At 63.0% G+C, this 13,339-nt stretch carries 9 protein-coding genes; 7 read left to right on the forward strand and 2 right to left on the reverse strand.

Annotation, left to right across the window (positions count from 1 at the left end):
- Nucleotides 1–69: 69 nt before the first annotated feature.
- Entirely contained in the window at nt 70–1,647 is a 1,578-nt protein-coding gene (locus EOB49_RS29615; RefSeq protein WP_127383054.1) for a trimethylamine methyltransferase family protein, read from the reverse strand.
- Nucleotides 1,648–1,900: 253 nt separating this feature from the next.
- Between EOB49_RS29615 and EOB49_RS29620 the strand changes: the two genes are divergently transcribed.
- From EOB49_RS29620 to EOB49_RS29655, 7 genes are all read left to right on the forward strand, one after another.
- Nucleotides 1,901–3,076 carry an MFS transporter gene (locus EOB49_RS29620; protein ID WP_127383055.1) on the forward strand — a complete coding sequence of 392 codons (1,176 nt, stop codon included), beginning with the start codon at nt 1,901–1,903 and terminating at the stop codon, nt 3,074–3,076.
- 163 nt (nt 3,077–3,239) lie between these two features.
- Nucleotides 3,240–4,412 (forward strand): MFS transporter, encoded by a 1,173-nt coding sequence (locus EOB49_RS29625; RefSeq protein WP_127383056.1) that lies wholly within the window; start codon nt 3,240–3,242, stop codon nt 4,410–4,412.
- A gap of 68 nt (nt 4,413–4,480) precedes the next feature.
- Nucleotides 4,481–6,553, forward strand: a complete 2,073-nt coding sequence (locus tag EOB49_RS29630; protein ID WP_127383057.1) for a prolyl oligopeptidase family protein — start codon at nt 4,481–4,483, stop codon at nt 6,551–6,553.
- A gap of 256 nt (nt 6,554–6,809) precedes the next feature.
- Nucleotides 6,810–8,189: an aspartate aminotransferase family protein gene (locus EOB49_RS29640; protein ID WP_127320787.1), complete on the forward strand. Its 1,380-nt coding sequence runs from the start codon at nt 6,810–6,812 to the stop codon at nt 8,187–8,189.
- Nucleotides 8,190–8,318: 129 nt separating this feature from the next.
- Complete coding sequence (locus EOB49_RS29645) at nt 8,319–8,684, forward strand: hypothetical protein (protein ID WP_023812284.1); 366 nt, start codon at nt 8,319–8,321, stop codon at nt 8,682–8,684.
- Nucleotides 8,685–8,765: 81 nt separating this feature from the next.
- A complete protein-coding gene (locus tag EOB49_RS29650; RefSeq protein ID WP_127383058.1) occupies nt 8,766–9,410 on the forward strand; it encodes a cytochrome c oxidase assembly factor Coa1 family protein in 645 nt (214 codons plus the stop codon).
- A gap of 193 nt (nt 9,411–9,603) precedes the next feature.
- Nucleotides 9,604–12,039, forward strand: coding sequence for an FAD-dependent oxidoreductase (locus EOB49_RS29655; RefSeq protein ID WP_127383059.1), 2,436 nt, complete (start codon nt 9,604–9,606; stop codon nt 12,037–12,039).
- A gap of 330 nt (nt 12,040–12,369) precedes the next feature.
- On the opposite strand, the gene mmsB is transcribed toward EOB49_RS29655, so the two are convergent.
- Nucleotides 12,370–13,339, reverse strand: a 970-nt coding sequence (mmsB, locus tag EOB49_RS29660) for a 3-hydroxyisobutyrate dehydrogenase (RefSeq protein WP_281060575.1), incomplete at its 5' end; no start/stop codon positions are given.

Genomic DNA, 13,339 nt, shown 5'->3' on the forward strand with positions numbered 1-13,339 from the left:
GATCGGGGGAGAGGTGTCGAGCACAGCTCGACGGAGCGGGGGTCGACCGTTCATCAACAGCACTGCCGATCAAAAATCGGTCGGCGCGCCGCCTTCGGACCGGCGCTTGGCGACGAAGGCGTTGAGTTCCTCGCGGATGGCCGGGTCCATGTAAGGCTCCTCATAGGACGCCAGCCGCTCCTTCCAGACCTTGTTGGCCTTTTCGAGCGCCGTCGGCGAGCCGGCTTCCGCCCAGGTCTCGTAATTGCGCCAGTCGGACAGGATCGGCGAGTAGAAGGCGGTCTTGTAGCGGTCCTGCGTGTGCTGGGTGCCGAAGAAATGGCCGCCAGGACCGACCGACTGGATGGCGTCGAAGCCGAGTGCCTCGTCGGAAAGATCGAGGGGGGTCAGGAATTCGGCCACCATCTGCAGCAGGTCGATGTCCAGGATGGTCTTCTCGTAGGAGCAGCGCAGGCCGCCTTCGAGCCAGCCGGCGGCATGCATCATCAGATTGCCGCCGCCCTGGATGGCGCCCCACAGCGAGAACACGCTTTCATAAGCCGCCTGTGCGTCGACCGTGTTGGCGGCGCAGGTGTTGGAGGTGCGGTAGGGAATGTTGTAGCGGCGGGCAAGCTGGCCGCCGACGAGCTGCGCCTTCATGTATTCCGGCGTGCCGAACGCCGGCGAACCGGACTTCATGTCGACATTGGAGGTGAAGCCGCCATAGCCGACGGGTGCGCCCTTGCGCACCATCTGGGCGAAGGCGATGCCGGCAAGCGCCTCGGCGTTCTGCTGCACCAGTGCGCCGGCGATGGTGACAGGCGCCATGGCGCCCGACAGGGTGAACGGCGTCACGACGACGACCTGGCCCTTGCTCGACATCTGGATGATGCCTTCCATCATCGGCACGTCGAGTTTGAGCGGCGAATTCGTGTTGATGATGGTGAAGACGGACGGCTCTTCCAGCATCTGCTCGTGGCTGATGCCGCGCGCGATCCTGGCGATCTCGATGCCGTCGACATTGCGTTCCTTGCCGAGCGAATAGATGTGGAACACCTTGTCGGTGAGCACGCTGAGATCGCGGATGCATTCGAGGTGGCGGACGGACGGATGGATATCGGTCGGCTCGACCGGGTAGCCGCCCGTGCAGTTCAGGATGTTGTGCATCTGCGCGAGCTTTAAGAAATTGCGGTAGTCCTGCTGGTTGCCGGGCCGGCGGCCGCGATCGATGTCGGAGCAATTGGGCGCCGACGCCATCATCGAGATGATCACATTGTTGCCGCCAAAGCGCACATTGTGCGCTGAATTGCGGGCATGGATGGTGAACTCCGACGGGCAGTGCGACACCAGTTCGAGGATCATGTCGCTGTCGAAACGCACCCGCTCGCTGCCGTCGCGCACATCGGCGCCATGCGCCTTCATGATGCTGCGGGCCTCGTCATGCAGCACGTCGACGCCGATTTCCCTGAGCACGCGCAGGGAGGCGAGGTGGATCGATTCCAGCTCGTCGTCGGAGACCAGCCTGGTCGGCGTCAGCGGGTTTTTCAGCTGGCGGAAAGCCGGCTGCTCGAACGCGGCCGAGCCGCCGGCGCGCTTTCCGGCGCGGCCGCCGCGACGGGCGCGGTCTGTGGCCAATGCCGGTTCTGAGGGTTGTAGGGCGGCGGTCATGATGGTCCTCGTAGGATGCGATAGCGGGCGGCATAATGGACCGGCGGCTGTCCAGCCATTGCGGAGGCGGCGACCACTAGGGCGAGGGAAGCGACATGCCGGAACGGCAGTTGCGCGGCCACGACATCGGCCTGATCCCGCCGCCTCGTTGGCGCAAGCGGATTTCGCCGGGCGGCCCTTCCTTTGCCTGGATCGAACCGATAGCTACTCGGGCTTGCCGGCCGGATGGCCAGCAATTCATTTGGATGGCAGCATGGTTGCGACCGGCTCGAACGAAGGCGAAGCAGGAACGCAATGGGCAGCGCTTGCCGGCGTCACCGCGGCACTTGCGATGTTCGGCGCGGCGCAGGGGTTGAGTTCGCCGCTGTTCACGCTGCTGATGCAGAAACAAGGCATGTCGCCGGCGCTGATCGGCTTGTCGGCGGCGATGATGCCGCTCGGGCTGATCCTTTCAGCTTCTTTCGTGCCCGCGGCTGTGCGGCTTGTCGGTGCACGAAATCTGGCGGTCGGCAGTTCCTTGATCGGCGCGCTCTGCTTCCTGGGTATCGGCTATCTGCAGGACTGGGTGGCCTGGTTCGTCATCCGCTTCATCATCGGCGTGGTCATCAACCCGCTCTACATTCTCGGCGAGGTGTGGGCGCTGTCGCTGGCGCCACCGTCGCGGCGCGGCCGGGTGATGGGCGTGTTCAACACGCTGATGGGCGCCGGCTACGCCGCCGGACCATTCGCGCTGACCCTGCTCGGTACGTCGGGCTGGGCGCCCTTCATGGTCGGCGTCGCCGGTTTCGCGCTCTGCGCGGTGATCCTGCACGCGGTCTCGTCTAAGCTCACCGGTTTCGAGGATGACGACCAGCCTGCCAGCGGCCTTGTCGGCTTTGCCAAGGTGGCGCCTGCGCTGCTGCTTGCCGTGCTTGTCTCGGCGGCGGTCCAGCAGAGCACCTATGCGCTGGTCCCGGTCTTCGGCGCCAGCTACGGCCTGGCGGAAGCCGTTCTGGCCTCGCTGGTGATGGCGCTTTCACTCGGCAACATCCTGCTGCAGATACCACTCGGCCTTCTGGCGGAGCGTTTTGGCGGCCGCGCCATGATCATCGTCTGCGCGCTGGCAACAACCGTTTGCGCGCTTTTGCTGCCTTTGCTGATCACAACGCCGTTGATCTGGGTCGTGCTGCTGGTGATGGGCGCGGTCGGTTACGGCGTCTACACCATGGCATTGGTCGAACTCGGCAGCCGGTTCAAGGGCTCTGTGCTGGTCGCCGGCAACGCTGCCTTTGCACTGATGTGGGGCGTCGGTGGCATCGTCGGCCCACCCGGTGCCGGCGTGCTCATGCAAGGCATCGGCCCGCTCGGGCTGCCGGTCGTGATCGCCGGCCTCGACGCGGTGCTGGTGATGTTCGCGCTGTATCGGTCGTCCGTGCGCCGAGCTTCCTGACGAGCCCAACCTCCTGACCGGCCCAACCTCCTGACAGGCCCAACCTCCTGACAGGCCCGGCCTCCTGACAGGCATTGTCTGGAGCAAGCGGTTTTCGCCTGCCAGGGGCTTACCACCACGTTGCTCAATCGCTAATCCTGCAGCCTCGATAGCGGTGCGCACAATGAATTTGGTTGAATCGAACGAGGACGAGACGATGCAATGGGCGGCGATCACCGGTGTGATCGCGACCGTCTCGGTGTTCGCCATCGCGCAAGGGTTGTCCTATCCGCTGCTGAGCTTCATCCTGCAGCGCCAGGGCGTTTCGCCGGCGATGATCGGCCTGTCGGCGGCCATGACGCCGATCGGTTTCATCCTGTCGTCGCCATTGATCCCGGCGCTGGCCCGCCGGTTCGGGGCAGGGCGCACGGCGCTTACCTGTGCGGCCCTTTCGGCTGTCGTGCTGGCGTTGATCGGCTGGACGCAAAATGTCTATTTGTGGTTTCCGCTGCGCCTCCTGATCGGCGTGGTGACCAACCCGCTCTATGTGCTGAGCGAGATCTGGGTCATCGCGCTGGCGCCGCCGGCGCGGCGCGGACGCGTCATGGGCGTCTATTCGACGATCATCTCGGCCGGCTTCGCGGCCGGGCCACTGTGCCTGCTTGCAGTCGGCACCGAGGGCTGGCCGCCCTTCCTCGTCGGCATCTCCGCCTTCGTGCTGTGCGGCATCTGCCTGGGCTTGGTGCTGCCGCGCTTGCCCAAGGTCGACGAGGCCGGGCATCAAGTTTCCGTCCTGGGTTTCGTGCCGCTGGCGTGGCTGCTTTTGTTTGCCGTCATAGTCGCCGCCGGTTTCGAACAGGGCGCGCTGGCGTTGCTGCCTGTCTATGGCACCCATCACGGCATTACCGAAACCCGCATGTCGGCGCTGCTGTCGGTGATGATTGCCGGCAATATCGCCATGCAGGTGCCGCTAGGCCTGCTGGCGGAAAGGCTTTCCGCGCGCCTGGTGCGGCTTGCCTGCGTCGCGATCACGGTGCTCGGCTGCGTCCTGCTTCCGCTTCTCATCGAGTCGCCGCTGATCTGGCCAATGATCTTTATCTGGGGTGCGGTTTCCTACGGCATCTACACGATGTCGATCATCGAGCTCGGCGAACGCTTCACCGGCTCCGCACTGGTTGCCGGCAATGCGGCCTTTTCCTTGATGTGGGGCGTCGGCGGCATCGCCGTGCCGCCGCTGGCTGGCGGCGCCATGGATATTCTGGGTGCCGGCGGGCTGCCGATCACGCTTGGGCTGCTGTGCCTGGCGCTGGCTATTGCTAGCCTCGCTGGTGGGCGGAAAGCCTCAATTGTGCGCTGAGCATCGTGAATATCGATACGGCCTATCCGCGTTGGCTTTTTCAAAGCAACGCGTTTATCGGAGACCTGATGACCAAGCCTGCCACCCAGACGCCGAATTCGGCCCCCACGACCGACGATCCCTTCCTCTGGCTGGAGGACAGGACAGCCAAGCAGTCGCTCGACTGGGTGCATCGCCAGAACGAGGTCACGGTTGGCGAGCTGCAGGGGGATCCGTCCTATGAGGCGTCGTTCCAGACCGCGCTCGACCTGATGACGGCCGAGGACAACATCGCTGTCGGCGCGGCAAAAGCCGGCCATGTCTACAATTTCTGGCAGGACAAGACCAATGTGCTCGGCCTCTGGCGCCGCACGACCGTCGCTTCCTACAAGACCGAGAAGCCCGACTGGGAAACGATTATCGACTTCGACCAGCTTGCGGCGAAGGAGGGGATAAAATGGGTGTTCAGCGGCGCCAGCCGGCTCTATCCGGACTTCAACCGTTGCCTGGTGAGTATGTCGCCGGATGGCGGCGACGCCAGCGAGATGCGCGAATTCGACATCGCGACCAAGTCTTTTGTCGAGGGTGGGTTTCGTGCACCCGCTTCCAAGTCGGGCTTCAGCTGGCTGGATAAGGACACCGTGATTGTTTCCGCCGCTTTCGACGAGGCCGACAAGACCGAGTCCGGCTATCCGCGAGTCATAAAGCTGTGGAAGCGCGATACCAAGCTGGAAGACGCGACGCCGATCTTCGAGGCGCAGAAAGAGGATCTCGCCGTTGGTGCCGCTGTCGAGTACGACGGTGACAGACGCTATCTGGTCCTGGCTCGAACGCTGAATTTCTTCGCTTCGCACATCTTCCTTCGGCTGCCTTCCGGCGAAAACAAACAGCTGCCGCTACCGGACGACATGACCGATACGGCAATTTTCAGGGATCAGCTCGTGTTCGGCGTGCGCAGTCCATGGACGGCGCCCGACGGCACGGTTTGCAAGCCCGACGGCCTCTATTCGCTGGATCTGGCGCACTGGGTCGAGACCGGCGCGCTCGGATCTGTCGAAACCTTGTTCGAGCCGGCATATCGCGTTTCCATCGCCGGCATGGCCCGCACGCAGGACCGGCTGTTCATCAGCCTTATGGACAAAGTGCGCGGCAAGGTCGTCGTCTGCGAGCGCAAGGATGGCAACTGGTCGCTGAAACCGGTGGCGCTGCCCGAAAATGGCAATGTCGGCATCAGCCATGCCGAGCAGTTCGGCTCGAGCGTGTCCTTTTCCTTCACCGATTTCCTGACCCCGAGTTCGATCATCTGGTCTGATGACAATGGCGAGACGCTCGCTACCGTGAAGTCGCAGCCGGCGCGTTTCGATGCCTCGCCGCTCATCTCGGAACAGTTCGAAGCGCGCTCCAAGGACGGCACGATGATCCCTTATTTTGTCGTCAGGCGGCGCGATCAGAAGGGGCCGGTGCCGACGCTGCTTTACGGCTATGGCGGTTTCGAAGTGCCGCTGCTGCCCGGCTATGCCGGCGTGCGCGGGAGGCTATGGCTGGAAAAGGGCAATGCCTATGTGCAGGCTTGCATCCGCGGCGGCGGCGAGTTCGGCCCGGCCTGGCATCAAGCGGCGCTCAAGGGCAATCGCCAAAACGGATTCGACGATTTCGCAGCGGTCGCGCAGGACGTCGTCAAGCGCGGCATCGCGACAGCAAGCTCACTCGGCATCCAGGGTGGTTCGAATGGCGGCTTGCTGACCGGCGTTTCCTTGACGCAGCATCCCGAGCTATTCGGCGCCGTCATCATCGAGGTGCCGCTGCTCGACATGCTGCGTTACGCCGAATTGCCGCCTGGCGCCTCGTGGATGGCCGAATATGGCGATCCGTCGAAACCCGAAGACGCGAAGTGGCTTTCAGCCTACTCGCCCTACCAGCATGTCGACGCCGCTGCCGCCTATCCGCCTGTGCTCCTGACCACATCGACCGCTGACGATCGGGTCCATCCCGGCCATGCGCGCAAGATGGCCGCCCGCCTGCAGGAAGCCGGCCATGCCAGGACGCTGTTCTTCGAGGAGACCGAGGGTGGTCATGGCGGGCGTGGCGACCGCCGGCCGCAGGCGGCGCAGACGGCGATGAAATATGTCTTCCTGCAGAGGGCGCTGACAGCCAAGGCCTAGACTCATTCCGTTATGGGCCAGCAAAGGGTGGTTCTCCTCGACCAGCCTTTGCTCTAAGGTGGCTTCCATGGCTCTCGTCAGGATGTTGATTGACGCATTTGAGGCTCGCGCATTGCGGGTCGCGGTGACGCCGTCACCGCGTACGCTGCGCGCCGAGCTTTTGCGGCTGTGCGCCCGCATCGGCTATTCGCCACCTCTCTGCCTCTGAAGCATTCGCCCCCGGCTTGCCGGATAGAATCCAGAGGGAAGATCAGACATGACCTATCAGAATTATTCGCTGAAGCAGCTTCAGCAGATCGACGCCGCGCATCATCTGCATCCGTTCACCGACCATAAGGAAATGCGCGGGGCCGGGTCGCGCATCATCACCCATGCCAATGGCCCTTTTATCTACGATTCCGAGGGGGCTGAAATCCTCGATGGCATGGCCGGGCTGTGGTGCGTCAACATCGGCTATGGCCGTGACGAGCTGGCCGAGGCCGCCTATGCCCAGATGAAGGAACTGCCTTATTACAACTCCTTCTTCAAATGCTCGACGCCGACGCCGGTGCTGCTGTCCAAGAAGTTGGCGGAGATCGCGCCGAAGCACGTCAACCAGGTGTTTTATGGTTCGTCGGGCTCGGAGGCCAACGACACGGCACTGCGTCTCGTGCGCCACTATTGGGTGCTGGAAGGCCAGCCGGAGAAGAACCGCATCATCTCGCGCAAGATGGCCTATCACGGCTCGACCGTTGCCGGCACCTCGCTCGGCGGCATGGATGGTATGCACAAGCAGCTCAACGGTGCGGTGCCCAACATCGTCCATGTGATGATGCCCTACGCCTATGAATCGGCGCTGCCGGGAGAGAGCGACCATGATTTCGGCCTGCGCGCGGCCGGGGCTGTCGAGGAGGCGATCCTCGAAGCCGGCGCCGACAAGGTTGCCGCCTTTATCGGCGAGCCGGTCATGGGGGCCGGTGGCGTGAAGATACCGCCGGCGAGCTACTGGCCGGAAGTGCAGCGTATCTGCCGTAAATACGATGTCCTGTTGATGCTGGACGAGGTCATCACCGGCTATGGCCGCACCGGCGAGTGGTTCGCTGCCCAGACGCTCGGTATCGAGCCCGATACGATCACCACCGCCAAGGCTCTGACGTCGGGCTATCAGCCGCTGTCGGCATTGCTGGTCGGCGACCGCATCGCCTCGACGCTGGTCGAGAAGGGCGGCGAGTTCAATCACGGCTACACCTATTCCGGGCACCCGGTGGCCTGTGCCGTGGCGCTGAAGAATCTCGAGATCATCGAGCGGGAAGGGCTGGTCGACCGCGTCCGGAACGATACCGGTCCTTATTTCGCCAAGGCGTTGCAGGAGCGCATTGCCGGACATGATCTGGTCGGCGAGGTGCGTTCGATCGGCCTGATGGGCGCGATCGAGATCGTCAAGGACAAGGCGACCAAGGAGCGCTTCCTGCCGGCTGGAAGTGCGGCGGTAACCGTGCGCGATCATGCCATCGCGCACGGCATGATGCTGCGCGCTACCGGCGACACGATGATCCTGTCGCCGCCGTTGATCTGGACCCGTGATACGATCGATATGGCCTGCGATCGCATCTCGAAGGCGTTGGATCTGGCGCAAGCCGACCTGCGCAAGCGGTAGAATAGAACCCTCGACGCGTTCTAGGAGCGCCCGGCCTCGAGAACATGCTGTGACTAGGAAACGCTTCTACCTCTAGAGCGTAAGGTGTGGGGCTGCGGCTGATTCGGCCGCGACAAGGGTTTTGTTTCCATGAGAAAGACCGGCAAGAGCCGACGGACGCAAGAAGCGGCCAGCATCGGCGGCGACCTGATGCTGGCGCCGCTGGTGGCGATGATGCGGCTGCCGTTGATGACCATGGATGGCGGGAGCAGTCAGCCATGGAGCACGGAGACCGCGCGTGCGGTAAACGAGAAGACCGCCGCTATGGCCGAAGGCGTGTTTGCGGCGCAAATGTCCTTCCTGCAATCGGCATCGCGGTTCTGGCCGGAAATCTTTTCGGGCCGCACGCCATCGCTGTTCAACGGGGTCGCGGCGGAGCGCTCGATCAGCGCCGCGCTGAAGCCGGCAAGCCGTGCCGTGAAAGCGAATTTTCGCCGGCTGTCCAACAAGACCTGACAGAAGTTGCAGAACTTTGATTTTGCGCATTGACGGGCGCATGCGCTAGAATCAGTCGATACGTCACCGATGGGGGACACGATGGCCGGACAACCGCTCAACCAGCCGGCTGAAATTCCAGCCGAACTCGACCGCTGGAACTGGGGCGCTTTCTTCCTCAACTGGATCTGGGGCATCGGCAACAGCACTTTCATCGCGTTGCTGGCGCTGATCCCTGTCGTCAACATCATCATGATCATCGTGCTGGGCGCGCGCGGCAGCCGCTGGGCCTGGCAGAACCGCGCCTGGCGTGACGCGGAACAGTTTCGCAAGACGCAGCGCAACTGGGCAATCGCCGGCCTTGCCGTCTGGGTGGTCGGGATTGGCGGCTGCGCGACGGTGGTCGGCAGCATTCCCTACGTCCTGAAAGGCAGCGATGCCTATCACATGACGATGGACAGGCTTCGCGCCGACGACCGCGTCAAGGCGGCGTTGGGTGATGATTTGACCGACAGTTTCTGGGTCGGCGGCCATCTCAACGTCAATGCGAATGGGGCCGGCGACGCCCAGTTCGGCATTCCGGTCCACGGCGCCAAGGGCAAGGGCACGGCCTACTCGACCGCTGTCCGGACAGCCGGCACATGGAGCCTGCGCCTGCTGGTCGTCAGGGTCGAAGGAGCCGACGCGCCGATCGTGCTGATCAACGAAGATCATGTCCCGATCCCGAATGCTGCAATCGGAATATAGCGGGGCAAAACGCAAAAAAGCAGCCTAAACGCGGGCGCGAAGGCTGACAGTTCGGCCGGCTTTGTGGCCCAACAATCGGGTGACCACTGCTGCGTTCCAGACAAGGAAATATGCTGAAAAGCCGGATGCTGTCTGACAGTATGCGCATGCGTTCATGTGGACCGGTGGCAATTTCATACAAGGGCACGCGCATATGGTGAGTTCCTTTCGTGCGGTCGTGGTCGGTGGCGGCTGTGTGGGTGCCGGCATTCTCTACGGCCTGGCAAAGCGCGGCTGGACCGATGTGGCATTGCTGGAGCGCACGCAGCTTACGGCCGGGTCGACATGGCATGCCGCGGGGCTCATCCCCTCTTACGCGCGCAGCCGCAATGTCGGCCGCATGATCGCCAGGTCGATCGAAATCTATGAGGGGCTGGAGGCGGAGACGGGCCAGAACGTCGGCTGGCACAAATGCGGCCAGCTGCGCATTGCCAACACGCGCGACAGGCTGGACGAGTACAGAAGCTACATGGACGTTGCCGAGGTCCAGGGTGTGCGGGCCCGGATCGTATCGCCCGCGGAAGCGCGAGAAATCTGGCCGCTGCTCGACAACAACAGCATGCTGGGTGCCCTTTATCATCCCGATGACGGCCACATCGCACCCGCCGATGTCACCCAGGCCATGGCCAAAGGTGCACGCGACCTCGGCGCGAAGATCCATCTCGATACCGAGGTTGTGGGCTTCGAACGCATGCCGAGCGGCGAGTGGAGGGTCAAGACCTCACGCGGCGAGATCGTCTGTGAACATGTCATCCTTGCAACAGGCAATTACGCCCGCCAGACCGGCGCCATGCTTGGCCTGGACATCCCCGCGATCCCGATCCTGCATCAGTACTGGATCACCGAGGCGGTCCCCGAAATTGTGGAACGCAAGCGGCTTGGTCTTCCGGAAATGCCGATCCTCAGGGACGAGGGTTACGAGGGCTATCTGCGCGAAGAAGGCGACGGGCTGATGTTCGGTCCCTACGAGCGCACCGAGCAGCTCAAGCTGTTCGCTGAAAACGGCGTCCCGGAATGGTTCGGCGCCGATCTGCTCGATGAGGATTTCGATGCCGTGTCCTGGAACTGGGAACGCGCGACCGAACTGGTCCCCGCGCTCGGACGCGCCGGCATCAAGCGGAATGTGCGAGGACCTTTCCAGATGACGGCCGATGAACTGCCGCTGATGGGGCAGGCGTGGGGCCTGGAGAATGTCTGGGTCGCCGAAGGGGTGCCGGGAGGCATCCTTTGGGGTGGTGCGATTGGCTATTACCTCTCCGAACGGATCGTGGAGGGTGGCAACAGCATCGACACGGCGGAGCTGGACCCCCGCAGGTTCGGCCGATATGCTAACAAGAACTGGACCCGGGCAAAGGTCCGGGAGGCCTGGGGCACCCACGCCGTACAGCACTATCCAGGCCAGGACATGCCGGCGGCGCGACCGCAGAAAACGGCCCCTTCCTATGACCGTCTAAGCCAGCTCGGCGCGGTGTGGGATGTGTTGAACGGCTGGGAGATGCCGAGCTGGTTTGCGCCTGCCGGTGTCGAAGCGCGCAATGTCTACAGCTGGCGCTGGACCCCCAAAGGGAACCACGTCGCCGCGGAGGTGCAGGCTGTCCGCCAGGCCGCTGGGCTGGTCGAGATGACTCCCATGACCAAGTTCGAGGTTAGCGGGCCGGGCGCCAAGGGCTGGCTCGACGGAATCCTGGCCAACAGGCTGCCTCGTCCCGGTCGCGTAGCTCTTGCCCATCACCTGACGCCGGCCGGCTGCGTGCAGGCCGAATATGTGGTGGCGCGGCTGCAGAGCGAGCTGTTCTATCTCATATCGACGCCGCGCGCCGAGCGCTGGAACCTTGACGATCTCAGCCGGCTGTTGCCGAAGGACGGCAGCGTGCATCTGCGCAACGTCACGGAGGATCGCGGCAGCTTCACGTTGGTTGGGCCGAAGGCGCGCGACATATTGCAGCCGCTGACGGAGATCGACCTCTCCAATGAAGCCTTTCCATGGTTCAGCGTGCAGTCCGGCACCGTCTGCATGGCCAGCGACGTACGGCTCCTGCGCGTCAACTATTCGGGCGAACTGGGATGGGAGCTCTATCATCCGCTCTGCTATCAGCGGCATTTGCTGGATGCGCTCCTGGCATCGGGAGAGGCACACGGGCTGAGGCTGGCCGGACTTCAAGCGCTGGAATCGCTTCGTCTCGATAAATCCTACCGCGCCATGTATCGCGACATGAACTCCGAATTGTCAGCCTGGGAAAGCGGCCTCGACCGATTCATCAGCCTCGACAAAGGGGACTTCATCGGCCGCGCGGCACTGGTCGCAAAACAGAAGCAGGTGACACGCCGGATCGCCACGTTGTCGATCGATACCGAAGGTGCGAGTGCGTTCGCCTTCGAGGGCGTCTACCGTGAAGGCGAGCTCGTCGGCCACATCACCTCGGCGGGCTACTCCTACACTTTCGGTCACGACATCGCACTTGCGCTGTTGCCCCTGGCACTTGTGTCGCCCGGCACCGAACTCGAGGTGTCCATCCTCGGCGAGCGCCGCGCGGCCAAGGTGATCGCCGACTCGCCCTATGATCCGGAAGGCGCCCGCGGGCGCATGTGAGGCATCCCGGAGTACAGTTTCCGGGTTTATCGATGTCTCAAAACGTGCTGCAGGGCAAAATGCAAAAACCGCGCTCCATCAGGAACGCGGCTTTGCCAGATACGCATGGCGCTTCGCTACGCAAACACTTTGCGAAACCTATGGCACTTGTCGAACTTACGGGCTCCGGTACGCGAGACCTGATCCGGAGCGCCGGGCGGATGAGATATGTCCGCCTCGCAGTCCGTTTTATAGGGACATCGTTACCGCGGAGTTATCGAGAGCTTAAGCAAATCTAAATTTGCACTTTTTCCACCCAAGGAAACCGGAAAAACCCGGCAAATCCGGGGGTTACGCTGGGTTACCCCTGAGAAAATTAATTATGCCGGAGAAATCGACCCCGCCATGTCCCTGGGCGTTGAATAAGGCATAGAGCTGGGCTGCTTCGGCACCAAGCGGCGTTACAGCACCCGCACCATACGCGGCTTCCTGGGACAATTTCAGGTCTTTCAGCATCAGTGCCGCTGCAAATCCTGGGTTGTAGTCCCTGTTTGCGGGCGAAGTCGGCACCGGCCCGGGCACCGGGCAGTAGGTGGTCAAGGACCAGCACTGGCCGGAGGAGGTCGAGGCGACGTCGAACAGCGCCTGGTGTGACAGGCCGAGCTTTTCCGCCAGCACGAAGGCTTCGGCGACACCGATCATCGAAATGCCGAGGATCATGTTGTTGCAGATCTTTGCCGCCTGGCCGGCGCCGTCGCCGCCGCAATGGACGATGCGACCGGCCATCGGCTTCAGGATCGGCTCGGCAGTTGCAAAGGCGTCATCGGAGCCTCCGGCCATGAAGGTCAGCGTGCCGGCCGCGGCACCGCCGGTGCCGCCCGAGACCGGTGCATCGATCGACGACAGCCCGTGCTTCCTGGCGACGGCATGGGCCTTGCGGGCTGACTCGACGTCGATGGTCGAGGAATCGATAAAGAGTGCGCCTTGCTTGGCCTTGAGCGCGATGTCTTCGTAGACGGAGAGCACATGCTTGCCGGCGGGAAGCATCGTAATCACCACATCGGCATCCTTCACCGCGGCAACGGCATTAGCCATCACTGTCACGCCATGCTCTCGGGCGACGGTGAGGTTTTCCGGCACAAGGTCGAAACCATTCACCGCATGCCCTGCCTTGACCAGGTTAGCGGCCATCGGATTACCCATGTTCCCTAGGCCGATGAAGGCAATGGTGGTCATCGATTTCTCCTGATTTGTTGCCGTCAGCGGCCAATTAATGCCCGCGCGATGATGACGCGCATGATCTCGTTGGTGCCTTCGAGGA

This window comes from Mesorhizobium sp. M7A.F.Ca.MR.148.00.0.0 (assembly GCF_003997735.1).
Taxonomy (GTDB): domain Bacteria; phylum Pseudomonadota; class Alphaproteobacteria; order Rhizobiales; family Rhizobiaceae; genus Mesorhizobium.